This window comes from Enterobacter sp. C6 (assembly GCF_008122455.1).
GTDB lineage: Bacteria > Pseudomonadota > Gammaproteobacteria > Enterobacterales > Enterobacteriaceae > Enterobacter > Enterobacter pseudoroggenkampii.
In genome coordinates, this window is record NZ_QPFW01000214.1 from 1 (window position 1) to 24,038 (window position 24,038).

General features: G+C 58.6%; 26 protein-coding genes. 22 read left to right on the forward strand and 4 right to left on the reverse strand.

The genetic code is table 11. The features are described 5' to 3' along the window. Nucleotides 1-64 precede the first annotated feature (64 nt). The gene (glgB, locus tag DOU50_RS10910) at nt 65-2,251 is read right to left on the reverse strand and encodes a 1,4-alpha-glucan branching enzyme (RefSeq protein WP_148769374.1); all 2,187 of its coding nucleotides are present in this window, start codon (nt 2,249-2,251) and stop codon (nt 65-67) included. 249 nt (nt 2,252-2,500) lie between these two features. After that, nucleotides 2,501-3,604, reverse strand: a complete 1,104-nt coding sequence (gene asd / locus DOU50_RS10915; protein WP_024908885.1) for an aspartate-semialdehyde dehydrogenase — start codon at nt 3,602-3,604, stop codon at nt 2,501-2,503. Nucleotides 3,605-3,781: 177 nt separating this feature from the next. On the opposite strand from asd, the gene yhgN reads away from it, so the two are divergent. Beyond that, nucleotides 3,782-4,375 (forward strand): NAAT family transporter YhgN, encoded by a 594-nt coding sequence (gene yhgN / locus DOU50_RS10920; RefSeq protein WP_003861574.1) that lies wholly within the window; start codon nt 3,782-3,784, stop codon nt 4,373-4,375. Nucleotides 4,376-4,488: 113 nt separating this feature from the next. Here yhgN and tusA read toward each other — a convergent pair whose 3' ends face one another. Continuing rightward, complete coding sequence (gene tusA, locus DOU50_RS10925) at nt 4,489-4,731, reverse strand: sulfurtransferase TusA (protein WP_148769375.1); 243 nt, start codon at nt 4,729-4,731, stop codon at nt 4,489-4,491. 167 nt (nt 4,732-4,898) lie between these two features. Between tusA and DOU50_RS10930 the strand changes: the two genes are divergently transcribed. Together DOU50_RS10930 and DOU50_RS10935 are read left to right on the forward strand one after the other, a co-directional pair. After that, on the forward strand, nt 4,899-5,564 hold the full coding sequence (locus tag DOU50_RS10930; RefSeq protein WP_032648297.1) for a 7-cyano-7-deazaguanine/7-aminomethyl-7-deazaguanine transporter: 666 nt from the start codon (nt 4,899-4,901) through the stop codon (nt 5,562-5,564). A gap of 72 nt (nt 5,565-5,636) precedes the next feature. Further along, a complete protein-coding gene (locus tag DOU50_RS10935) occupies nt 5,637-6,194 on the forward strand; it encodes a DcrB family lipoprotein (RefSeq protein WP_008503073.1) in 558 nt (185 codons plus the stop codon). 4 nt (nt 6,195-6,198) lie between these two features. Here DOU50_RS10935 and DOU50_RS10940 read toward each other — a convergent pair whose 3' ends face one another. After that, complete coding sequence (locus tag DOU50_RS10940) at nt 6,199-7,416, reverse strand: MFS transporter (RefSeq protein ID WP_148769376.1); 1,218 nt, start codon at nt 7,414-7,416, stop codon at nt 6,199-6,201. Between the two features lie 145 nt (nt 7,417-7,561). Here DOU50_RS10940 and DOU50_RS10945 point away from each other — a divergent pair, with 145 nt between their 5' ends. The 19 genes from DOU50_RS10945 (at nt 7,562) to DOU50_RS11035 (ending at nt 24,036) form a co-directional block, all read left to right on the forward strand. Then, entirely contained in the window at nt 7,562-8,611 is a 1,050-nt protein-coding gene (locus DOU50_RS10945; RefSeq protein WP_024908881.1) for an AI-2E family transporter, read from the forward strand. 336 nt (nt 8,612-8,947) lie between these two features. Continuing rightward, complete coding sequence (locus DOU50_RS10950; protein ID WP_024908880.1) at nt 8,948-9,337, forward strand: hypothetical protein; 390 nt, start codon at nt 8,948-8,950, stop codon at nt 9,335-9,337. Between the two features lie 69 nt (nt 9,338-9,406). Continuing rightward, nucleotides 9,407-10,510: a class I SAM-dependent methyltransferase gene (locus DOU50_RS10955; protein WP_148769377.1), complete on the forward strand. Its 1,104-nt coding sequence runs from the start codon at nt 9,407-9,409 to the stop codon at nt 10,508-10,510. Between the two features lie 28 nt (nt 10,511-10,538). Beyond that, on the forward strand, nt 10,539-11,261 hold the full coding sequence (locus DOU50_RS10960) for a beta-ketoacyl synthase chain length factor (RefSeq protein WP_024908878.1): 723 nt from the start codon (nt 10,539-10,541) through the stop codon (nt 11,259-11,261). Further along, nucleotides 11,246-12,073 (forward strand): lysophospholipid acyltransferase family protein, encoded by an 828-nt coding sequence (locus tag DOU50_RS10965; RefSeq protein ID WP_410374677.1) that lies wholly within the window; start codon nt 11,246-11,248, stop codon nt 12,071-12,073. The genes DOU50_RS10960 and DOU50_RS10965 overlap by 16 nt, the downstream gene beginning before the upstream one ends. Beyond that, nucleotides 12,054-12,311, forward strand: coding sequence for a phosphopantetheine-binding protein (locus tag DOU50_RS10970; protein WP_008503081.1), 258 nt, complete (start codon nt 12,054-12,056; stop codon nt 12,309-12,311). Before DOU50_RS10965 ends, DOU50_RS10970 begins: the two co-directional genes overlap by 20 nt. 12 nt (nt 12,312-12,323) lie before the next feature. Continuing rightward, nucleotides 12,324-12,575 carry an acyl carrier protein gene (locus tag DOU50_RS10975; protein WP_024908875.1) on the forward strand — a complete coding sequence of 84 codons (252 nt, stop codon included), beginning with the start codon at nt 12,324-12,326 and terminating at the stop codon, nt 12,573-12,575. Between the two features lie 6 nt (nt 12,576-12,581). Beyond that, on the forward strand, nt 12,582-13,169 hold the full coding sequence (locus DOU50_RS10980; protein WP_148769378.1) for a hypothetical protein: 588 nt from the start codon (nt 12,582-12,584) through the stop codon (nt 13,167-13,169). Beyond that, entirely contained in the window at nt 13,162-14,523 is a 1,362-nt protein-coding gene (locus DOU50_RS10985; protein ID WP_148769379.1) for an AMP-binding protein, read from the forward strand. The genes DOU50_RS10980 and DOU50_RS10985 overlap by 8 nt, the downstream gene beginning before the upstream one ends. Beyond that, the gene (locus DOU50_RS10990; protein WP_148769380.1) at nt 14,510-14,863 is read left to right on the forward strand and encodes a hydroxymyristoyl-ACP dehydratase; all 354 of its coding nucleotides are present in this window, start codon (nt 14,510-14,512) and stop codon (nt 14,861-14,863) included. Before DOU50_RS10985 ends, DOU50_RS10990 begins: the two co-directional genes overlap by 14 nt. Next, nucleotides 14,854-16,545 carry a glycosyltransferase family 2 protein gene (locus tag DOU50_RS10995; protein WP_148769381.1) on the forward strand — a complete coding sequence of 564 codons (1,692 nt, stop codon included), beginning with the start codon at nt 14,854-14,856 and terminating at the stop codon, nt 16,543-16,545. The genes DOU50_RS10990 and DOU50_RS10995 overlap by 10 nt, the downstream gene beginning before the upstream one ends. Nucleotides 16,546-16,548: 3 nt before the next feature. Then, the gene (locus tag DOU50_RS11000) at nt 16,549-16,971 is read left to right on the forward strand and encodes an acyl-CoA thioesterase (protein ID WP_061716356.1); all 423 of its coding nucleotides are present in this window, start codon (nt 16,549-16,551) and stop codon (nt 16,969-16,971) included. After that, entirely contained in the window at nt 16,968-17,573 is a 606-nt protein-coding gene (locus tag DOU50_RS11005; RefSeq protein WP_024908869.1) for an outer membrane lipoprotein carrier protein LolA, read from the forward strand. Before DOU50_RS11000 ends, DOU50_RS11005 begins: the two co-directional genes overlap by 4 nt. Further along, nucleotides 17,542-19,866 (forward strand): MMPL family transporter, encoded by a 2,325-nt coding sequence (locus DOU50_RS11010; RefSeq protein ID WP_148769382.1) that lies wholly within the window; start codon nt 17,542-17,544, stop codon nt 19,864-19,866. The genes DOU50_RS11005 and DOU50_RS11010 overlap by 32 nt, the downstream gene beginning before the upstream one ends. Next, on the forward strand, nt 19,863-20,441 hold the full coding sequence (locus tag DOU50_RS11015) for a DUF3261 domain-containing protein (protein WP_024908867.1): 579 nt from the start codon (nt 19,863-19,865) through the stop codon (nt 20,439-20,441). The genes DOU50_RS11010 and DOU50_RS11015 overlap by 4 nt, the downstream gene beginning before the upstream one ends. A gap of 1 nt (nt 20,442) precedes the next feature. After that, nucleotides 20,443-21,612 (forward strand): beta-ketoacyl-[acyl-carrier-protein] synthase family protein, encoded by a 1,170-nt coding sequence (locus DOU50_RS11020; protein WP_148769383.1) that lies wholly within the window; start codon nt 20,443-20,445, stop codon nt 21,610-21,612. Continuing rightward, nucleotides 21,609-22,082: a 3-hydroxy-fatty acyl-ACP dehydratase gene (locus DOU50_RS11025; protein WP_032648277.1), complete on the forward strand. Its 474-nt coding sequence runs from the start codon at nt 21,609-21,611 to the stop codon at nt 22,080-22,082. Before DOU50_RS11020 ends, DOU50_RS11025 begins: the two co-directional genes overlap by 4 nt. Further along, complete coding sequence (locus tag DOU50_RS11030) at nt 22,079-22,810, forward strand: 3-ketoacyl-ACP reductase FabG2 (RefSeq protein ID WP_148769384.1); 732 nt, start codon at nt 22,079-22,081, stop codon at nt 22,808-22,810. Before DOU50_RS11025 ends, DOU50_RS11030 begins: the two co-directional genes overlap by 4 nt. After that, nucleotides 22,807-24,036 (forward strand): beta-ketoacyl-ACP synthase, encoded by a 1,230-nt coding sequence (locus tag DOU50_RS11035; RefSeq protein ID WP_148769385.1) that lies wholly within the window; start codon nt 22,807-22,809, stop codon nt 24,034-24,036. Before DOU50_RS11030 ends, DOU50_RS11035 begins: the two co-directional genes overlap by 4 nt. Nucleotides 24,037-24,038: the final 2 nt, after the last annotated feature.

Consider the following 24,038-nt stretch of genomic DNA (forward strand, 5'->3'; position numbering starts at 1 on the left):
AAATTGACCCCCTTCCCGTCAAAACTCGCCCCGAGCGGTTCGGGTTTACCTGCCGTAAGCTGCGTCATTCGCCCTCCCGCATTAGCCAGATGGTGCCAAGCGGCGGCAGCGTCAGGCTCAGGGAGTTGGGTCGTCCGTGGCTTTCGATGGCGTCGCTCTGTACCAGCCCGCCGTTACCGGCGTTACTGCCGTGGTAGTGCATCGAGTCGGTATTCAGAATTTCGCGCCATTTACCCGGCTGGTTAATGCCGAAGCGGTAGTGTTCACGCGGCACCGGCGTAAAGTTGCTGGCGACGATGATCTCGTTACCGGCTTTGTCACGACGCACAAAGACAAACACCGAGCGTTCGTGGTCGTCCACCACCAGCCATTCAAAGCCGTACGGATCGAAGTCGAGCTCGTGCAGCGCTTTGTGGTGCCGGTAGGTAAGGTTCAGATCGCGTACCAGGCGCTGCACCCCGTGGTGCCAGTTGTCACCGCCTTCCAGCAGATGCCAGTCGAGGCTGGCGTCGTGGTTCCACTCGCGCCCCTGGGCGAACTCATTGCCCATAAACAGCAGTTTTTTGCCCGGGAAGGCAAACATCCAGCCGTAATAGGCGCGCAGGTTGGCAAACTTCTGCCACGCGTCGCCCGGCATGCGGTCGAGAATCGATCTTTTGCCGTGCACCACTTCATCGTGGGACAGCGGCAGCATGAAGTTTTCGGTGTAGTTGTAGAGCATCCCGAAAGTCAGCTTGTCGTGATGGTACTTACGGTGGACTGGATCCAGCTTCATGTAGTCGAGCGTGTCGTGCATCCAGCCCAGGTTCCACTTATACCAGAACCCCAGGCCGCCCAATGACGGCGGACGGGAGACGCCCGCAAAGTCGGTCGACTCTTCCGCCATGGTTACGGCACCGTCCACCTGCTCGCCGATAATGCGGTTGGTATTACGCAGGAATTCAATGGCTTCCAGGTTTTCGCGGCCGCCAAACTCGTTCGGGATCCACTCCCCCTCTTTGCGGCTGTAGTCGCGGTAGATCATCGACGCCACCGCATCGACGCGCAGGGCATCAATACCAAACCGCTCGATCCAGTACAGGGCATTCCCGACCAGATAGTTTGCGACCTCACGGCGACCGTAGTTGTAGATCAGCGTGTTCCAGTCCTGGTGATAGCCTTCGCGCGGATCGCTGTGCTCATACAGCTTCGTGCCGTCAAACTCTGCCAGCGCGAAATCATCCGCAGGGAAATGACCCGGCACCCAGTCGAGGATGACGTTCAGCCCGGCGGCGTGCGCGGCATCAATGAAATAGCGGAAGTCGTCGCGCGTGCCGAAGCGGCGCGTTGGCGCATACAGCCCGGTGGGCTGATAGCCCCAGCTGCCGTCGAACGGGTGCTCGTTGACCGGCAGCAGCTCAAGGTGGGTAAAGCCCATCCATTTTGCATACGGCACCAGCTGGTCGGCAAGCTCCCGGTAGCTCAGCCAGAAGTTGTTATCGGTGTGGCGACGCCAGGAGCCAAGATGGACTTCATAGACGGAGATCGGCGCATCAAAGCGGTTAGCCTGCTTGCGCTCCTCCGTCTGAACGACCTTCTCCGGCAGGCCGCAAATCAGCGACGCGGTATCCGGGCGCATCTGCGCTTCGAAGGCATACGGGTCGGCTTTAATGCGCAGCTTGCCGTGGGCGTCGATCATCTCGAATTTATAAAGCTGCCCGTGGTGCGCCCCGGGGATAAACAGCTCCCAGATGCCGGTTTCCCGGCGCAGACGCATCGGGTGGCGGCGGCCGTCCCAGTAGTTGAACTGCCCGACAACGGAGACGCGCTGGGCATTGGGCGCCCACACGGAGAAGCGCGTGCCGGTAATGCCGTCCATGGTATCGGCATGGGCACCCAGCGTTTCATAAGGACGAAGATGCGTCCCTTCGGAGAGCAGCCAGGCGTCCATCTCTTTAAGCAGAGGGCCAAAGCTGTAGGGATCGTCAATCAGGTTTTGCTGACCGTGCCAGAGAACGGCGAGCTGATAGCGAAACGGGTTTTTACGACGGGGCATCACGCCCGAGAAGAAGCCACGGGAATCGAGGCATTCAAGATTACCCACCTTGCGGCCGGTTTTGGGTTCAATCACCCAGACTTCTGTGGCATCCGGTAACAATGCCCGAACTTCAAGGCCATCCTCAGTACGATGCATCCCAAGCACAGAAAAGGGGTCAGCAAAATGACCCGCAATAAGCGCATTAATCACGTCTCTATCCACACGATCGGACATGGTATTCATCCTGTTTTTTATGTCGTCCTTTTTAAGCGCTCCGGGACGACTTTTAATGTGACCTGAACGGGACAGCACAAAAATGTGCATCCAATCTGCTCCGTTCGAACCTCAGGTAAGAAATGACTCTTCCTTAAAGCATAGCCAACGCTCTAGATGACTCCTGATAAAAAATAAGACATACGCGTGTTACTCCATGTAGTACGCAAAAAAAAGGGGTGAAAATCACCCCCGGTATTTAACAAATTATTACGCCAGCTGGCGCAGCATGCGGCGCAGCGGCTCGGCAGCGCCCCACAGGAGCTGGTCACCGACGGTGAACGCGGAGAGATACTCCGGCCCCATGTTCAGCTTGCGCAGACGGCCAACCGGCGTGGTCAGCGTGCCGGTAACGGCAGCCGGGGTCAGCTCGCGCATGGTGATATCGCGATCGTTTGGCACCACTTTCGCCCACGGGTTGTGCGCGGCCAGCAGCTCTTCCACGGTCGGAATAGACACATCTTTTTTCAGTTTAATGGTGAAGGCCTGGCTGTGGCAGCGCAGCGCACCGATACGCACGCAGAGGCCATCAACCGGAATGGTGTTCGCGGTATTGAGGATTTTGTTGGTCTCAGCCTGGCCCTTCCACTCTTCGCGGGTCTGGCCGTTATCCAGCTGTTTGTCGATCCACGGGATCAGGCCGCCTGCCAGCGGTACGCCAAAGTTATCCACCGGCAGCTCGCCGCTGCGGGTCAGCTGGGTCACTTTACGCTCGATATCCAGAATAGCGGATGCCGGGTTTGCCAGCTCGGTCGCAACGCTCTGGTGCAGCTGGCCCATCTGGGTCAGCAGCTCGCGCATGTGACGCGCGCCGCCACCGGACGCCGCCTGGTAGGTCGCCACGGAGACCCACTCAACCAGATCCTGCGCGAACAGGCCGCCGAGGGACATCAGCATCAGGCTGACGGTGCAGTTACCGCCGACAAAGGTTTTCACGCCGTTGTTCAGGCCATCGGTGATCACGCCCTGGTTAACCGGGTCGAGAATGATGATGGCATCGTCTTTCATGCGCAGCGACGAGGCCGCGTCAATCCAGTAGCCCTGCCAGCCGCTTTCACGCAGCTTTGGATAGATTTCGTTGGTATAATCGCCGCCCTGGCAGGTCACAATAATGTCGAGCGCCTTCAGCGCTTCCAGATCGTAAGCATCCTGCAACGTGCCTGTGGTACCACCAAAGGACGGAGCAGCCTGGCCGAGCTGGGAAGTGGAGAAGAAGACCGGGCGGATAGCGTCGAAATCGCGCTCTTCAACCATGCGTTGCATGAGTACAGAGCCGACCATACCGCGCCAGCCGATAAAACCAACGTTTTTCATAGCATTTTTTTCCTGCTGAGGGTGTGTGCTGTTTGTGCAAGCCAGTATTGAACTGGGATATGCTTCACATTACAAAATGCAGCCAAAGTCGCAAGCGAAATTAATCGATGATTGCCCGGCAATCAGAAATACAGCTAATTATCATAATAACCATAGAGAATTTCAGGGATAATTTACATGAGTGAAATCATTTCCGCAGCGGTTTTATTGATTCTGATAATGGATCCACTGGGTAACCTGCCGATCTTCATGTCGGTGCTGAAGCACACCGAGCCGAAGCGCCGTCGGGCGATCATGATCCGCGAGCTGCTCATCGCCCTGCTGGTGATGTTTATCTTCCTGTTTGCCGGGGAAAAGATCCTCGCATTCCTGAACCTGCGCGCCGAAACCGTGTCGATTTCCGGCGGGATTATTCTGTTCCTGATTGCCATTAAGATGATTTTCCCGAGCGCGGAAGGCAGCAGCAGCGGCCTGCCTGCGGGTGAAGAGCCGTTTATTGTGCCGCTGGCGATCCCCCTCGTCGCGGGCCCGACCATTCTGGCCACGCTGATGCTGCTGTCGCATCAGTATCCGAACCAGATGAGTCATCTGGTGATTGCCCTGCTGATCGCCTGGGGCGGGACGTTTATTATCCTGCTGCAGTCGTCCCTGTTCCTGCGCCTGCTGGGTGAGAAAGGGGTGAACGCGCTGGAGCGCCTGATGGGGCTGATTCTGGTCATGATGGCGACGCAGATGTTCCTGGACGGGATCCGGGCGTGGATGAAAGGATGACTTTCTCCCTCTCCCCGTGGGAGAGGGTCGGGGTGAGGGCATCAGGCCGCAGAGGACGTATTTTTGCCGGATGGCGGCTTTGCCTTACCCGGCCTACAACACCACCAGCCCATCTACCCCTTACGAATTAAATACCGGTACGGCAGCGCCTCAGTCTGCTGTGCCACCAGCTCATGTTCCATAAAGATACAAAAACCGGGAATATCACGGGTCGTGGCCGGGTCATCGGCAATAATCAACAGCGTTTCACCGGTCTGCATATTGCGCACGGTCTTACGTACCATCATTACCGGTTCCGGGCAGCGAAGGCCCTGGGCATCAATGGTATGGTCTGGGCTGGAAAACAGGTCGGTCATGATCTTCTCGGTCAGATAAAAACGGCTGTAGTTTACGCCCGGTTGCGATCAATGCAAACCAGGTTAACGATTGCGTAAAAACTAACCATTGCAATGTCCTGCCAAAGCAGTATCATGCTGCGGTTTTTATTGGGTTCCCTCACCCCAACGTATAAAAAGGTCACAATATGACGTCGTTTTCCGAATCTCAGCGCGTAAAAGCGTTGTTCTGGCTTTCGCTTTTCCATTTGCTGGTGATCACCTCCAGCAACTATCTGGTGCAGCTCCCGATCTCCATCTTTGGTTTTCATACCACCTGGGGCGCGTTCAGTTTTCCGTTTATTTTCCTCGCGACCGATTTGACCGTGCGTATCTTTGGCGCACCGCTGGCTCGCCGCATTATTTTTTCGGTCATGCTCCCGGCGCTGTTCATCTCGTATGTGATTTCGTCTCTGTTTTATATGGGAAGCTGGCAGGGCTTTGAGGCGTTAACCCACTTTAACCTGTTTGTCGCCCGTATCGCCGCCGCCAGCTTTATGGCCTACGCGCTGGGGCAGATCCTCGACGTGCACGTGTTTAACCGCCTGCGGCAAAATCACCGCTGGTGGATGGCGCCAACCGCCTCCACGCTGTTCGGTAACGTGAGCGATACGCTGGCCTTCTTCTTCATCGCCTTCTGGCGCAGCCCGGATGCGTTCATGGCCGAACACTGGATGGAAATCGCGCTGGTGGACTACTGCTTCAAGGTCCTCATCAGCATTGTCTTCTTCCTGCCCATGTACGGCGTACTGCTCAATATGCTGCTGAAAAGGCTGGCAGATAAATCTGAAATCACGGCATTGCAGGCTGGTTAAGGGTTCGCTTTATCAGTTGTGATAAGATGAGCGAATGAGCCGTTATGGCCGTTTATCGAAAGGAAGAAGTCAATGCGCAATCTGGTTAAATATGTCGGGATTGGCCTGCTGGTTGTGGGTCTTGCAGCCTGTGATAACAGCGACACGAAAACGCCTGCTCAGGGCGCATCCGCAGAGAGCAACGCGACCGGCCAGCCGGTCAATCTGATGGATGGCAAACTCAGTTTCTCTCTGCCAGCCGATATGACTGACCAGAGCGGCAAGCTGGGCACCCAGGCGAATAACATGCACGTTTACTCCGACGCAACCGGGCAGAAAGCGGTCATTGTAATTGTGGGCGACGACACCAGCGAAGATCTGGCCGTTCTGTCCAAACGTCTGGAAGATCAGCAGCGCGGCCGCGACCCGCAGCTGCAGGTCGTGACCAATAAATCCATCGAGCTGAAAGGTCATAAGCTGCAGCAGCTGGACAGCATCATCTCTGCAAAAGGCCAGACAGCTTACTCCTCTGTCGTGCTGGGCAAGGTCGATAACAAACTGCTGACCCTGCAGATCACCCTGCCAGCGGAAGATCAGCAGAAAGCACAGACGGCTGCTGAAAACATCATTAACACCATCGTGATCCAGTAACGATTCACGATGATGACGTGGCCTCCGGTGCCTGCACCGGGGGCCATTTTTTTAGCCGCCACGTCAGCAGCAGCGCAATAATCACCAGACCCGCCGCGGCAAGATAGATCACCGGCACGCCTGCCCAGGCCATCACCAGCCCCGCCAGCGGGCCGGTAATGCCTAAAGACATATCCATAAACACCGTATAGGTCGCCAGCGCCGCCCCCTGATTCTGCTGCGGCACGGCTTTTACCGCCACCACGCCCAGCGCCGGGAAGACCAGAGAAAAGCCTGCCCCCGCGAGGAAGACGCCCACTTTCGCGACCCAGGGCACCATCGCTATTCCGGTCAGCAGCAGCCCAACAATCTCTATCGCAAAGCAGATCATCGCCACGTTCAGCCCGCCCAGACGGTTGATGCCGTTAGGGAAAAGCAGGCGCGCGCCAACAAACGCACAGCTGAACAGGGTTAACGCAAAGGCCGCACCGTCCCAGCCTTTGGCGTCATAGAATAGAGTAATGAAGGTGGCTATCACGCCGAAGCCAGTTGTCGCCAGCGCCAGGGCCATGCCGTACGGCCAGACGCGCCCCAGCACCGCCCGAAACGGCAGTGGCTTGCCTTTGCTGGCCTTCACCTTCGGGCGCGGCAGCGCCAAGAGGATCGCCAGCAGCGCGACCGCCATAATGGTGATGGCCAGCCCATGCAGCCCGCCCAGCGCATAGCAGGCCACGCCGAGCGGCGCACCGAGCGCCATCGCACCGTAGGTGACAATCCCGTTCCAGGAGATCACCCGGCCAATGTGCGGCGCGCCGACAACCCCCACGCCCCACAGCGTCGAGCCGGTTCCCGCCAGACTTTGCCCAATGCCCAGAATGACGCGACCCAGGCAGAGCAGCGCCAGGCTGACCAGCGGCCAGTGGCTGGTTGCGGCAGCCAGAAGATAGCTCAGGCCGCTGAGGAAACAGCCGCACAATCCCACGACCACGATGCTTTTTGGACCGAACGTGTCCGCGTAGCGCCCGGCATGCGGGCGGCTGAGGAGCGTGGCGAAATACTGCAGGCTAATCACCAGCCCCGCCCAGAAGGCGCTGAAGCCCATCACGTCATGGACATAGCCCGGCAGGACCGCCAGCGGCAGGCCAATGGTCAGATAGCTGGCAAAGTTGAAAATCACAACGGAAACGATGCGCAGATTGAGGCGCAGTCCGCTCAGTGCCGGTTCAGCGGCAGGTTCGGGCATGGGGTTCTACCTGGATTTTTTACAACAGTGTTTCACTATTACCACGGCGCAATAAGAAAATCAGCCCCGACTTTCAGATTAACGGCCCCAGACGAAGCGGAGCCCGGACACTACACTTACCGGGTCATCATATTAAGGAACACGCATGATCGCTAACCCGTCCGACAAAGCAGGGCTCCATATCTTATTAAAACTCGCCTGTCTGGTGGTTATCCTTGCGGGTATCCACGCTGCCGCTGACATTATTGTCCAGCTCCTGCTGGCGCTCTTTTTTGCCATTGTGCTTAATCCGCTGGTCACCTGGTTTTTACGCCGGGGCGTCAGCCGTCCGGTCGCCATCACCATCGTCGTCATCGTGATGCTGATTGCCCTGACGGCGCTCTTTGGCGTGCTGGCGGCATCGCTGAGCGAATTCTCCACCATGCTGCCGCAGTACAACAAAGAGCTGACGCGTAAGATTGTGGCGCTGCAGGAGATGGTGCCCTTCCTTAATCTGCATATCTCACCCGAACGGATGCTGCGAAGGATGGATTCCGAGAAGGTCATGACCTACGCCACCACGCTGATGACGGGGCTTTCCGGCGCGATGGCCAGCATTCTGCTGCTGGTCATGACGGTGGTCTTTATGCTGTTCGAAGTCCGCCACGTCCCCTATAAGCTGCGCTTTGCCCTGAACAACCCACAAATTCATATTGCCGGATTACACCGGGCACTGAAGGGCGTCTCAAAATATCTGGCGCTGAAAACGCTGCTGAGCGTCTGGACGGGGATCATTGTCTGGCTGGGGCTGATGCTGATGGACGTGCAGTTTGCGCTGATGTGGGGCGTGCTGGCGTTTCTGCTCAACTACGTGCCCAATATTGGCGCGGTGCTTTCCGCCGTGCCGCCGATGATTCAGGCGTTTCTGTTTAACGGCTTCTACGAATGCATGCTGGTCGGCGCGCTGTTCCTCGTCGTGCATATGGTGCTGGGCAATATTCTTGAGCCGCGCATGATGGGACACCGGCTGGGCATGTCGACGCTGGTGGTGTTTTTATCCTTACTGATTTGGGGATGGCTGCTGGGCCCGGTCGGGATGCTGCTGTCGGTCCCCCTGACCAGCGTATGTAAAATCTGGATGGAAACCACCAAAGGCGGCAGCAAGCTGGCGATCCTGCTCGGGCCGGGGAGGCCGAAAAGCCGGCTACCCGGGTAACCGGCCTACCTGTACAGGTAGGTTTAAAGCGTCAGTAATACACCGTAAATTACCGCGTCCCTAATCCGTCGCGGTATTTTTATTTGCGTTAAGGCGATATTCACTCTGTCTTTATTTACGCCACGCGCATTATGTTGAAACGCAATTCATGATTTAACGCAAATTATAAAAAATGAAATTCTTATTTATTTTCCATGTTATTATGCCCGCCTTCGCGTCAACGCAATGCAAACATTAATATTGATTAAAAATACATCTGGCGGCTAAAAAAAGCCGGATGCGTATTATTTGTAAAAACCACCACCTTTAATTGTTATTATTGATATGGAGTTGTTGATGAAAAAGATCGTTAAATGGTGTACTGCTGCCGTATTCGTGGGTGCACTGGCAGGCTGTGCGCGTACCGCCCCAATCGCTCAGGTTCACTCTATTGTCAGCGCGGGTCATACTGCCGATCAGGTAAAAACGGCAATTTTGAAAGCAGGCCAAAAGCGTGACTGGATCATGACGGAAGCGGGTCCTGGGGTGATTAAGGGACGTCTGCAGTCACGCGATCACTCGGTCCAGGTGAGTATTCCGTACACGGCAACAAGCTATTCAATCAACTATGAAAACAGCCTTAACCTGAAAGCGGCAGACGGTAAAATTCACAAGAATTATAACCGCTGGGTGAATAACCTCGACCACGATATTCAGCTGAACCTCTCCGCTGGCGCCGCGCTGTAATATTTTTCTAAAGTCGGGCCGCGTATGGCCCGATAACCTCTCTTTATTGCCCTATAAGGTTACGCAGTAATGTACGAAAAGGACACACTCAGCGCACTGGATGCCATTACCGAAGCGCAACGCATCGCCTTTGCCCCGATGTTATTCCAGACTGCGCTTTGTCTGCGTAACTCAGGCGTTCTCGCCTGTCTCGATAAACAAGGCAAAGAGGGAGCTACCCTCGAGGAAATAACCGAAAACAGCACCCTGAGTAGCTATGGTGTCAGCGTCCTGCTGGATATGGGATTAAGCGGACGCATCGTTACCCGACAGAATGGACGTTATTTTCTGGCGAAAGTGGGACATTTTTTACTGCACGACGCAATGACCCGCGTAAATATGGATTTCACTCAGGACGTTTGTTATCAGGGGCTATTTCACCTGGCGGACGCCCTGCAGGAAGAAAAGCCGGCCGGATTAGCCGTGTTTGGCGACTGGCCAACCATCTACCCGGCATTATCCCAATTACCGGCTCCGGCGAAAGAGAGCTGGTTCGCTTTTGATCATTACTATTCTGACGCCGCTTTTGACGCTGCGTTACCATATATATTCGCAAGCTCGCCGACAAAATTGTACGATGTGGGCGGAAATACGGGTAAATGGTCGTTACGCTGCTGCCGCTATGACGAAAATGTTGCCGTGACGATCCTCGATCTGCCGCAGCAGATAGCGCTGGCGCAGGAAAACATCGCAAAAGCAGGTTTTTCTCATCGTATTGCATTCCATGCTGTCGATATGCTTAGCCCTGCAGCATTGCCGGGTGACGCCGACGTCTGGTGGATGAGCCAGTTCCTGGATTGTTTCTCTCCGGATCAGATTGTCGCCATGCTGACGCGCGTCGCACAGGTCATGAAGCCAGGCGCACGCTTGTGCATCATGGAGCTTTTCTGGGATGCCCAGAAGTTTGAAGCGGCCTCTTTCAGCCTGAATGCCACCTCGCTCTATTTCACCTGTATGGCGAATGGTAATAGCCGGTTTTACAGCGTAGAGAAGTTTTATCGCTACCTGGAGAGCGCAGGTTTCAGCGTTGAACAGCGGCTGGACAACCTTGGGGTCGGTCATACCCTGCTGATATGCACCAAACGTGAACAACAGAGCAGCGTAGCTGCCCGGGTGGCCCAGCCTGCCCTTTGAATACGGTTTTTTTCGCGGACGCGCGTAGATGAAATTTTCACTGAACATTATCGACTGGCAGGCGAGAGCGCCAGGACTCAGCGATGCCACAGAGTGGCAGGCGTGGTCGCGCCTGCAGCTGGCCGTTGACCCAGCGGCCCCGCTTCCCCGGCTGACCGCTTTACCTATGATGACCGCGCGCCGCCTCAATTCAGGCAGTAAGCTGGCGGTGGACATTGGTCTTGCCATGCTGCAAAAGCACGCCATTGATGCCGTCGTCTATTCCAGCCGTCACGGCGAGCTGGAGCGCAACTACCGTATTCTGCATGCTCTGGCGACCGGGCAGTCCGTTTCCCCCACCGATTTCGCCATGTCCGTGCACAATTCCGCGGTGGGCAATCTCACGATTACCGCACGCCAGGCCATCGTCTCATCATCCATCTCAGCCGGACTGGACACCTTCCAGCAGGCCTTATGTGAAGTGCTGAGCCTGCTGCATGCGGGCTATTCCCGCGTCCTGCTGGTCGATTTTGACGGCGCGCTGCCGGAATTTTACCATCCGGCGTTACCGCCGCAGATGCCCACCTGGCCATACGCGCTGGCGCTGGTGATTGAATCCGGCAACGGATTGCAGTGTGAAACCCGCAGCGGCAGCACGGGTGAAGAACCCGCCCTGCCGCAAAGCCTGTTGTTCCTGCAACGCTATCTCAGCGAGGCACGGCAGTTTGTGGTGCCCGGGGAACGATTGCTGTGGCAATGGACGCGCGCATGAACCGCCTGGCTGCCCGTATCAACTGGTTATGGCGTCTGGTGATGACCGGCTTCTGCTTCGCGCTGTTTGGCGTGGGCGGGCTGCTGCTGTCGCTGGTCTGGTTCAACCTGCTGCTGATCGTCCAGCGCGACCGCGCCAGCCGTCGTCGCCTGGCGCGTCGCAGCATTGCGGCCAGCTTCCGCTTCTTCCTGACCGTTGCTCGCAGCCTCGGAGTACTGGACTATCGCATTCACAACCTTGACGCGCTGCGCAGCGATCGGGGTTGTCTGGTGGTGGCTAACCACCCCACGTTAATTGACTACGTGATTCTGGCGTCGGTGATGCCGGAAACCGACTGTCTGGTGAAGAGCGCGCTGCTGCGCAACCCGTTTGTCAGCGGTGTTATCCGTGCGGCGGATTACCTGATTAACAGCGAAGCCGAGCCCCTGCTCGCGGCCAGCCAGCAGCGTCTGGCTCAGGGCGACACGCTTTTAATCTTCCCGGAAGGCACGCGTACCCGATTTGGCGAGGCTATCTCTCTCCAGCGCGGCGCGGCAAATATCGCCGTGCGCTGTAACAGCGATCTGCGGGTGGTGCTGATCCACTGTAGCGAACATCTGCTGGATAAAAAAAGTCACTGGTATGATGTACCGCCAGAAAAACCTGTTTTCACCGTGGATGTCCGCGACCGCGTGAACATCGACGAATTTTACGATGCAACTGAACAAGAACCGGCGCTGGCGGCAAGGCAGTTAAACCGGCATCTACAGCATCGATTAACATCAGGCCTTCAATCTTTGTCAGGAATTAATGATGCAAGCGCTTTATCTTGAAATTAAGAATCTCATTATCACCACGCTGAATCTGGACGAGCTTACCGCAGAGGATATTGATACCGATGCCGCACTGTTTGGCGATGGGCTGGGTCTCGACTCTATCGACGCGCTGGAACTGGGGCTGGCCGTGAAAAACCAGTATGGCGTGGTGCTTTCCGCCGAAAGCGAAGAGATGCGCCAGCACTTCTTTTCCGTCGCCACGCTGGCGTCCTTTATCAACGCTCAACGCGCCTGAGATGTGATCACGATGACCGAACAAGAAACCATTTATCAGGAAGTCTGTGGCCTTTTGACCAAGCTCTTTGAAATCGACCCGCAGGATATTACGCCCGAAGCCCGTCTTTACGAAGACCTGGAGCTGGACAGCATTGATGCGGTGGACATGATTGTTCATCTGCAGAAAAAAACGGGCAAGAAAATCAAGCCGGAAACCTTCAAATCGGTTCGTACCGTTCAGGATGTGGTAGACGCCGTCGAACAGCTTCTGCGCGAAGAGTAAGACATTGTGCGTGGTGGACGGACGTTCCCGGTCATCCCACTGCTGACGGGGCTGATGCTGCTGGCGTGGCCCTTCCTCATTGGATTTGGGCTGGCGCACAACAGCCTGCAATGGCTGTTACCGGTGATGGCACTGGTATTGCTGCTGCGGCTGCGTCAGGCGCAGCGAAACACCGGCCCGATGCGGTACGTGGTGCAGTGTGTTGCGCTGGCGGGCATCGTGCTCTGCGCGGCCAGCTATCTGCTGAAAACCCATCAGTGGCTGCTGCTCTACCCGGTGGTCGTCAACCTGGTGATGCTGGCCGTGTTCGGGGGTTCGCTGTGGACCGCGATGCCACTTGTCGAGCGACTGGCGCGCTTGCGCGAGCCAGATTTGCCCCCGGAGGGCGTGCGCTATACCCGCAGGGTGACTCTCGTCTGGTGCGGCTTTTTCATCGGTAACGGCGCGATGGCGCTGTTCACCGTCCTCCACGGCGACATGCATCTGTGGACGCTGTGGAACGGTATGGTGGCTTACATCCTGATGGGGACGCTGATGGCGACAGAGTGGCTGGTGCGCCAGCGGATGATAAAAAAAGAGATGCACAATGACTAACCCCCTTCCACTGGGCCAGTGGTTAAACGCGCCGCGCCCTGACGATACGCCCGTTGCCTGGCTTGACGATCGTACCTGGACGCTGGGCCAGCTGCGCCACGACGTGACCTTACTGGTCGACACCCTGCGTCAGCAGGAAGGCGAGCGCTGGGCGCTGTGCTTTGAAAATAGCTACCTGTTTATTGTTGCGCTGCTGGCCTCGCTGCATGCCGGTAAAACACCGGTCATTCCCGGCCATAGCCGCGTCTCACAGCTTGAAGAACAGCAGGCGTTGTTTAGCGGCGTTCTGAGCGATCGGACTCTCGCTTTCCATGGGAAGCTGATTGTGGTGGCCTCCCACCATCAGACAGTTAACCACTGGGCGCCCCTGCCGGAGATTGACGAAAGCCGCTTCGTAGAGCTGTTCACCTCCGGCTCCACGGGTACCCCGCGCCGGGTGATTAAGCACATCGTCAGTCTGGATCGCGAGGCCCGTCTGCTGGCTGACCGCTTCGGCGAGCGTCTGGCCGGATGCAGCGTTGTCGCCTCGGTCGTACCGCAACACCTGTACGGTCTGACATTCCGCATCGTATTGCCGATGGCGCTGGGTCTGCCGCTGCATGCCGCGATGCTCTATTACGCAGAACAGCTGGCCGCCCTTCCTCATGACAGGCTTTACCTGTTCATCAGCAGCCCGGCGTTCCTGAAGCGCCTGGATACCGAGCTGGCCGCGCCGCCCGTCAGGATGCTGATTTCCGCAGGCGGAATGCTGCCCTGGTGTGACGTCGCCACCACCGCTGGCTGGCTTAACATCTGCCCGGATGAAATTTATGGCAGTACCGAAACCGGGATCCTTGCCTGGCGCCATCGCCAGCAGGATAACGTCCCGTGGCTGGCGTTCCCCGGCGTGATCTTCCATCTGGAAGATGAAGCCTGTCGCGTCACGTCGCCACTGATCCATGAGGCTGAAGGACTCCAGCTGGACGATATCCTCCACTTCGATAGCGAGGGGCTGTTCAGCATCGCCGGTCGTCGCGGGCGGGTGGTCAAAATTGAAGAAAAGCGCATCTCGCTTAACGAGATCGAACGTCGCCTGCTGGAGCTCGACGGCATTTGCGAAGCGGCTGTACTGCCGGTCACGCGCGGAGGCCGTCAGGGGATTGGTGCACTGCTGGTCCTGGACGAAGCGGTTCGTCAGCGCGGGTATATGCAGGATAAAAAAGCGCAGGAGTTCGCCTGGCGTCGCGCCCTGCTGCCGTGGCTTGAGCCGGTCGCCGTTCCACGCTACTGGCGTATTGTCGATGAAATGCCGGTAAACAGTATGAACAAGCGTGTCTATGCGCAGTTAGAGGAGTTGTTTCATGAAAATTCATGAAATTGAGCGCCACCAGACACAGCCGGAGAAGCTGGAAATCATTTTGCATCTCGACGCGGCGCTGTTCTGGTTTCAGGGCCATTTTGCCGTACAACCGCTACTGCCCGGCGTTGCACAGCTTGACTGGGTGATGCACTACGCCACGACATTACTGGCACCGGGCTACCGCTTTCACAGCATTCAAAGCGTGAAGTTCCAGGCGCCTCTGCTGCCGGAAACCACGGTCACGCTGGTGCTTGAGTGGCATGCCGAACGTCAGATGCTGACCTTCAGCTACCAGCGTCACGCCGGGGATGAGCGCCATACCGCCAGCAGCGGAAAGATTCGTCTATGTCAGTAATCTTTCGCCCCTGCGTGCTGATCCCGTGCTACAACCACGGCGCCATGATCGCCAGCGTGCTGTCGCGTCTCGCACCGTTCGGCCTGCCGTGCCTGGTGGTGGATGACGGCAGCGAAGCTGTCACCCGTCAGGAGCTCGAACGCCTGGCGGCGGCGGAGCCACAGATGACGCTGGTCCGTCTGGCGCAAAACGCCGGGAAAGGTGCCGCGGTCATCAGGGGGCTGGAGGAGTGCGCGCGCGCGGGTTATACCCACGCCGTGCAGGTGGACGCGGACGGCCAGCACGCCATCGAAGATATCCCCAAACTGCTGGCGCTGGCAGAGCGCCACCCGGACGCGCTGATTTCCGGCCAGCCCATTTACGATGATTCCATTCCACGCTCGCGACTCTACGGTCGCTGGGTAACCCACGTCTGGGTGTGGATTGAGACCTTATCCCTGCAGCTTAAAGACAGCATGTGCGGCTTTCGGGTCTACCCGGTCTCGCCCACGCTGCGGCTGGCAGCGCGTGAGCCGCTCGGTAAACGGATGGACTTTGACACCGAAGTGATGGTCCGTCTCTACTGGCAGGGCAACACCAGCGTCTTTCTGCCCACCCGCGTGACCTATCCGAAGGACGGGTTGTCCCACTTCGATGCGTTAAAAGATAACGTGCGGATCTCCCTGATGCATACCCGACTCTTCTTCGGCATGCTGCCCCGCATGCCCGGCCTGCTTTTCCGTCGACGCCGCCAGCACTGGGCGCAGCAGGACGAAGTCAAGGGTCTGCGGGGGATGCGCCTGATGCTGCGCGTCTGGCAACTGCTGGGGCGGCGGGCCTTTGCCGTGCTGCTGTGGCCGGTGATCGGCGTGTACTGGCTTATCGCGCGTCCGGCGCGGCAGGCCTCGCGGCAGTGGATTGCGAGAGTGAAGCAAGAACTGCGTCAGCGGAGCATGCCTGTTCCCTCACGGCTCAACAGTTTTTTCCATTTTATGCGCTTTGGCAACGCGATGCTGGATAAAGTCGCCAGCTGGCGCGGTGAGCTGAAGTTTGATCGCGACGTGGTCTTTGCTCCCGGCGCGAGCGAAGCGCTAGATATCGCGGCGCCGCAGGGCAAGCTCCTGCTCGCCTCGCACCTTGGCGACGTAGAAGCCTGCCGGGCGCTGGCTCAGCTGGAAGAGAGCAAAACCATCAACGCCCTGGTTTTCAGCGAGAACGCCCAGCGCTTTAAGCAAATCATGAGCGAAATGGCGCCCCAGGCCAGCGTAAATTTGATGTCGGTTACCGACATCGGCCCGGACACCGCGATTGCCATCAAAGAGAAGCTTGAGCGCGGAGAGTGGGTCGCGATTGTGGGCGATCGCATCGCGGTGAATCCGCAGCGTGGCGGTGACTGGCGCGTGATCTGGAGTCCGTTCATGGGCCAACCTGCGCCGTTCCCACAGGGGCCGTTTATTCTGGCCTCCATCCTGCGCTGCCCGGTGGTGCTGATTTTCGCTCTGCGCCAGCAGGGGAAGCTCACCCTGCACTGCGAACCGTTTGCCGACCCGCTGCACCTGCCGCGCGGTGAACGCCAGCAGGCGCTGCAGGATATCGTCGATCGCTACGCGCAGCGGCTGGAGCATTACGCCCTCATGTCGCCGCTCGACTGGTTTAATTTTTTCGATTTCTGGCATCTGCCAGAGTCCAGAGAGAAGGAGTAAAGGGTGCTGACCGATCCCCGCTTTACGACTGAAGTCGAGATCACCGTTCCGTTCCACGACGTCGATATGATGGGCGTGGTCTGGCACGGTAACTATTTCCGCTACTTTGAGATCGCCCGCGAGGCGCTGCTCAATCAGTTTAACTATGGCTATCGCCAGATGAAGGCCTCCGGCTACGTTTGGCCCGTCGTCGATACCCGGGTGAAATACCGCGATGCGGTGACCTTTGAGCAGCGAATTCGCGTCCGCGCACACATTGAAGAGTATGAAAACCGCCTGCGCATTGCCTATCAAATTTTCGATGCGCAGACCGGCAAACGCACCACCACCGGTTACACCATCCAGGTGGCAGTAGAAGAAGCCACCCGCGAAATGTGCTTTGTGAGCCCGGCAATACTGTTTGAACGAATGGGAGTGACGCCATGAAATGGTTGCCTTTGCTGGCGCTGATCGTCAGCCCGCTGGTCAGCGCCGTGACGCTGGATGAACTGCAGCAGCGCTTCACCGAGCAGCCTGTCGTGCGTGCGCACTTCGAACAGGTTCGCACGATAAAAGATATGCCGCAGCCGCTGCGCTCGCAGGGCGAGATGCTGATCGCCCGCGACAGTGGCCTGCTGTGGGATCAAAAAGCGCCGTTTCCGATGACGCTCCTGCTGGACGACAAGCGGATGGTTCAGGCGATCAACGGCCAGCCGCCGCAGACCATCACTGCCGACAATAATCCGCAGATGTTCCAGTTCAACCACCTTCTGCGGGCTCTGTTCCAGGCCGACCGCAAGGTGCTTGAAGAGAACTTCCGCATCGATTTTAAAGACCAGGGAGCAGGCCGCTGGTCGCTGGTGCTCACGCCAAAAACGACGCCGCTGGACAAGATTTTCGCCACCCTCGATCTGGGCGGCGCGACCTATCTGGAGACGATTCGCCTCAACGACAAACAGGGTGACCGTACCGATATCGCCCTTTCACGCCACCAACTGACGCCCGCCAGCCTGACCGATGACGAACGCCAACGCTTTGCCGCACCGTAAATCCCTGCGCCCGGCGCTGCTGTGGGCCACGCTATGCCTGATCCTGCTGGGCGTGCTGCTGTCGCGGCTGCCCGTCGCGCGGCTTAACAGCAGCGTGCTGGCCATGCTGCCGAAACAGACGCTGGGGGCGATCCCGCCGGCGCTTAACGACGGGTTTATGCAGCGTCTCGACCGCCAGCTGGTCTGGCTGGTTAGCCCCGGCAAAGAGCCGGATTCGCGCGTGGCGCAGCAGTGGCTGGCGATGCTGCAAAGCAGTGACGCGCTCAGCGAGGTCAAAGGCCCGATGGACGCCGCCGGGCAAAAAGCCTGGGGAGAGTTCTTCTGGCAGCACCGCAACGGCCTTATCGATCCCGCCACCCGCGCCCGCCTGCAAAACGGCGGAAACGCGCAGGCGCAGTGGATTTTATCTCAGCTCTATTCAGCCTTTTCCGGCGTCAGCGGCAAAGAGCTGCAAAACGATCCCCTGATGCTGATGCGCGGCTCGCAGCTCGCTCTGGCGCAAAACGGCCAGAAGCTGCGGCTGATGGACGGCTGGCTGGTCACAAAAGATGAGGCGGGAAACTACTGGTATCTGCTTCACGGTGAACTGGCGGGCTCGTCATTTGATATGCAGCAGACCCACCGGCTCGTGACGACGCTTAACGCGCTGCAGGAGACGCTCAAAGCCCGTTACCCGCAGGCACAGCTGCTTTCCCGCGGAACCGTGTTTTACAGCGATTACGCCAGCCAGCAGGCCAAACGCGACGTCTCAACGCTGGGCATCGCCACCCTGCTTGGCGTGTTCCTGCTCATCGTGGCGGTGTTCCGCTCTCTGCGTCCGCTGCTGCTGAGCGTGCTCTCGATTGCCATCGGCGCGCTGGCGGGCACGGTGGTAACGCTGCTGCTCTTTGGCGAGCTGCACCTGATGACGCTGGTGATGAGCATGAGCATCATCGGTATTTCAGCCGACTACACGCTCTACTACCTGACCGAACGGATGGTGCACGGCGCGGAGCATTCCCCCTGGCAAAGCCTGGGGAAAGTGCGCAATGCGCTGCTGCTGGCGCTGCTGACGACCGTCGCCGCCTACCTGATAATGATGCTGGCCCCCTTCCCCGGGATCCGCCAGATGGCGGTGTTCGCCGCCGTGGGATTGAGCGCCTCCTGCCTGACGGTGATTTTCTGGCATCCGTGGCTGTGCCGGGGTTTACCGGTGCGCCCGGTTCCGCTGATGGTCCCGATGATGCGCTGGCTGGCCGCCTGGCGACGCAATAAAAAATTGTCCGTTGGTTTACCCGTCGCGCTGGCGCTGCTCTCCGCCGTGGGGATGAGCACCCTGAGGGTGGACGACGACATCGCCCAACTGCAGGCCCTGCCAAAAGATATTCTGGCGCAGGAGAAGGCCATTACCGCCCTGACCGGACAGAGCGTCGATCAGAAATGGTTTGTGGTCCATGGCGCCTCGCCTCAGCAAACGCTGGAGCGGCTGGAAGCCTTTACCCCGGCGCTGGCCGAGGCGCAAAAAGCGGGAGAGATCGCCCGCTGGCGTACCCTGCCGCTGAACTCGCTGGCCCGCCAGAAAAGCGATCTTACGCTGCTGCGCGACGCTGCCCCTGCGGTAACGAACGTGCTGCAAAGCGCCGGGCTCAACGCCGTCTCCCCGAATCTCGACGCCATGCCGGTCAGCGTGGACGCGTGGCTTAAAAGCCCGGCCAGCGAAGGCTGGCGTCTGCTCTGGCTGACCCTGCCTGATGGAGAAAGCGGCGTGCTGGTGCCGGTGGACGGCGCGAAAAACAGCGCGCACCTCAGTGAACTGGCCGCGCGCCATGATGGCGTCGTCTGGGTCGATCGCAAAGCCAGCTTTGACAGCCTGTTTGCCCTCTATCGCACGCTGCTGACGGGGCTACTGTTTGCGGCGCTGGCAGTGATTGCCTGTGGGGCAATGCTGCGCCTCGGCTGGCGTAAAGGGCTGATAAGCCTGGTGCCTTCCGTGCTGTCGCTGAGCTGCGGGCTGGCGGTCCTGGCCGCAACGGGCCATCCGGTGAATCTGTTTTCACTGCTGGCGCTGGTACTGGTGCTCGGCATTGGCATTAACTACACGCTGTTTTTCAGCAACCCGCGCGGTACGCCGCTGACCTCAATGCTGGCGATTACGCTGGCGATGATGACCACGCTGCTGACGCTGGGCATGCTCGTCTTCAGCGCCACCCAGGCCATCAGCAGCTTTGGTATCGTGCTGGTGAGCGGTATTTTTACTGCCTTCCTGCTGGCGCCGCTGGCGATGCCGGATAAGAAAGAGAGAAAACGTAAATGAACGCTTTTTACCGCGCCGCCGCGCTGGCCGCGGCGCTGCTGCTGGCGGGCTGCAGCCATTCGACCGATACCAAAGAGACGCGTCCCCAGGCCTGGCTCCAGCCGGGAACCAAAGTTACGCTCCCGCCACCCGGCATTAGCCCGGCAGTAAGCTCCCAACAGCTGCTGACCGGCAGCTTTAACGGACAATCGCAGTCTCTGCTGGTGATGCTCAACGCGGATGCGCATAAAGTGACGCTGGCCGGACTTTCTTCCGTGGGCATTCGTCTGTTCCTCGCGACGTACGATGAGACCGGTATTCATACCGAACAGTCGATCGTCGTGCCGCAGCTGCCGCCCGCCAGCCAGGTGCTGGCCGACGTGATGCTCAGCCACTGGCCAATTAGCGCCTGGCAGCCACAGTTGCCGAAGGGCTGGACGTTAACGGACAATGGCGATCGACGCGAGCTGCGCAACGCCAGCGGCAAGCTGGTGACGGAGATTGTCTACCTGCAGCGCAAAGGCAAGCGCGAGCCGATCAGCATCGAGCAACACGTATTCAAATACCACATCACCATTCAATATCTGGGTGACTGAGATGATTTATATTTCCGCTGTTGGCATGGTCAACGCGCTGGGCAACTCGCCTGATGAGATTGCCGCGAACCTAACGGCAGGCGTGGCGCCGGGGATGCATGCCCGGACCGGCTGGCTGCAGGGCTCACCCGAAGCCGTACTGGGCGGCGTGGAAGGCGAGCTGCCGACCATCCCGGACACCTTGTCCGCACACCGCACCCGCAACAACCAGCTGCTGCTGGCCGCGCTGGCGCAGATTCAGTCGACCGTCGACGAGGCCATCGCCCGCGTCGGTCGCGACCGCGTGGCCGTGGTGCTGGGAACCAGTACCTCCGGGCTGGATGAAGGCGATGAGCATGTGCGCCGCATGACCGACGGCGAGACCAGCACGCGCTGGCAGTATGCGCAGCAGGAGCTTGGCGATCCGTCCCGCTTCCTTGCCAACTGGCTTCAGCTCGAGGGCCCGGCCTATACGATCTCGACGGCCTGCTCTTCCAGCGCGCGGGCGATGATCGGCGGCAAACGCCTGATCGACGCCGGACTGGTGGATATCGCCATTGTCGGCGGGGCCGATACCCTGAGCCGAATGCCCGTCAACGGTTTTAACAGCCTTGAATCCTTCTCCCCTACGCTCTGCGAGCCGTTCGGTCGCGATCGCCGGGGGATCACCATCGGTGAAGCCGCCGCGCTGATGGTGCTGAGCCGTGAGCCCGCCGATGTGGCGCTGCTCGGGACGGGCGAATCCAGTGATGCTTACCATATTTCCGCTCCTCATCCGCAGGGCGAAGGAGCGATCAGAGCCATCACGCAGGCGCTTAACGAAGCGGGTATGCAGCCGGATGATATCGGCTACATCAACCTGCACGGCACGGCCACGCCGCTCAACGATCAGATTGAATCGCAGGTCGTTCACGATCTCTTCGGGGAAAGCGTGCCGTGCAGCTCAACCAAACACCTTACCGGCCATACGCTGGGCGCTGCCGGCATTACCGAAGCGGCCCTGAGCTGGCTGATCCTGACGCGCGATCTGCCCTTGCCGCCGCAGGACTTCGCCCGCTACGCACCGGACGACACGCTGGCGCCGTGCGGCCTGCTGCACCAGAGTGCCGCTCTGAAAAAACCGATCATTCTGTCTAATTCGTTCGCGTTTGGCGGCAATAACGCCAGCATTCTGCTGGGGAGAGCGTCATGAGCTACTTATCACCCGTCGACTATTTGCCGCACGATGCGCCAATGATGCTGCTCGAGTCCGTTGAGTGCGTTACGGATGACACGGCGGTATGCCGCGTTGTGGTCGACAGGCAAAGCGTACTGGCGCCGTTTCTGAATGCCGATGGCGATCTGCCGGGCTGGTACGCGCTCGAGCTGATGGCGCAGACCGTCGGCGTCTGGTCAGGCTGGCATCGCCAGCAGCAGGGGCAGGATCATATTGCGCTGGGCATGGTGCTCGGCGCGCGCGAGCTGGTCTGCGCCAGCGGGCGTTTTACGCAAGGTCTGACGCTGGAAATCACCGTAAAACTGCTGATGCAGGACGAACGCTTCGGCAGTTTTGAATGCGCGATTTCCGCTGATGAAGAGACGCTGGCCACGGGCCGGGTCAACACCTTCCAGCCGAGCGCAGAAGAATTAACCTCGCTTTTTAATCAGGGATCTAACGCATGAGTCGTTCCGTACTGGTCACAGGGGCCAGCAAAGGCATAGGGCGCGCCATCGCCCGCCAGCTCGCCGCCGACGGGTTTACCGTAGGCGTGCATTACCATCGTGATGCCGCAGGCGCGCAGGAGACGCTGGACGCCATCACGCAGGCGGGTGGCAACGGTCGTTTACTCGCCTTTGATGTGGGCAACCGCGAACAGTGCCGCGAGGTGCTGGAGCAGGACATTGAAGCCCATGGCGCATGGTATGGCGTGGTCAGCAACGCCGGTATCACCCGCGATGGCGCCTTTCCGGCATTGAGTGAAGACGACTGGGACAGCGTGATCCACACCAATCTCGACAGTTTTTATAACGTCATTCACCCCTGCATTATGCCGATGATTGGCACCCGTAAAGGGGGACGTATTATCACCTTATCGTCCGTATCCGGCGTGATGGGCAACCGCGGGCAGGTGAACTACAGCGCGGCAAAAGCGGGCATTATCGGTGCTACCAAAGCGCTGGCGATTGAGCTGGCAAAACGCAAAATCACCGTGAACTGCATTGCCCCGGGGCTGATTGATACCGGCATGATTGAGATGGAAGAGGCCGCGCTGAAAGAAGCGATGTCCATCATTCCAATGAAACGCATGGGCCAGGCTGAGGAGGTCGCCGGGCTGGCAAGCTATCTGATGTCAGATATTGCGGGCTACGTCACCCGCCAGGTCATTTCCATTAACGGAGGAATGCTATGACGCGTCGCGTGGTGATTACGGGCATGGGCGGCGTGACCGCCTTTGGTGAAAACTGGCAATCCGTGTCCAGCAGACTGCTGGCGTATGAAAACGCGGTGCGTAAAATGCCGGAATGGCAGGTGTATGATGGCCTGCACACCCTGCTGGGCGCGCCGATCGATGATTTCACGCTGCCGGAACACTATACCCGCAAGCGTATTCGCGCCATGGGCCGGGTGTCGTTGATGTCGACCCGCGCCACCGAGCTGGCGCTGGAGCAGGCGGGGCTGATTGGCGAGGCGGTACTCACCAACGGGCAAACCGGTATCGCCTACGGTTCTTCTACAGGCAGTACCGGACCGGTCAGCGAATTCGCGACCATGCTCACCGAAAAGCACACCAATAACATCACCGGGACAACCTACGTGCAGATGATGCCGCACACGACCGCGGTGAATACCGGCCTGTTCTTTGGGCTACGTGGCCGCGTCATCCCGACGTCGAGCGCCTGTACGTCCGGCAGCCAGGCGATTGGCTACGCCTGGGAGGCGATTCGCCACGGCTACCAGACAGTTATGGTTGCGGGGGGCGCTGAGGAGCTGTGCCCGTCTGAAGCGGCGGTGTTTGACACGCTGTTTGCCACCAGCCAGCGTAACGACGAACCCAAAACCACCCCTTCACCATTCGATACGCAACGCGATGGTCTGGTGATTGGGGAAGGCGCAGGTACCCTGATACTCGAAGAGCTGGAGCATGCCAAAGCGCGCGGGGCCAGGATCTACGGCGAAATCGTGGGCTTTGCCACTAACTGTGACGCGGCCCATATCACCCAGCCTCAGCGTGAAACCATGCAGATTTGCATGGAGCAGTCGCTGGCCATGGCGGGATTAAGCGCCCTGGATATGGGGTATATCTCCGCGCACGGTACCGCCACCGATCGCGGTGATATCGCCGAAAGTCAGGCCACTGCCGCTATCTATGGTGACAACGTGCCGGTTTCCTCGCTGAAGAGCTATTTTGGCCATACGTTAGGGGCCTGCGGCGCGCTGGAAGCGTGGATGAGCTTGCAGATGATGCGTGAAGGCTGGTTTGCCCCGACGCTCAATTTAACGCACCCGGATGAGCAATGCGGTGCTTTAGATTATATTATGGGGGAAGCCCGCCAGATCGATTGCGAATATCTGCAGAGTAATAACTTCGCGTTCGGCGGCATCAACACCTCGATTATCATTAAACGCTGGGCGTAACT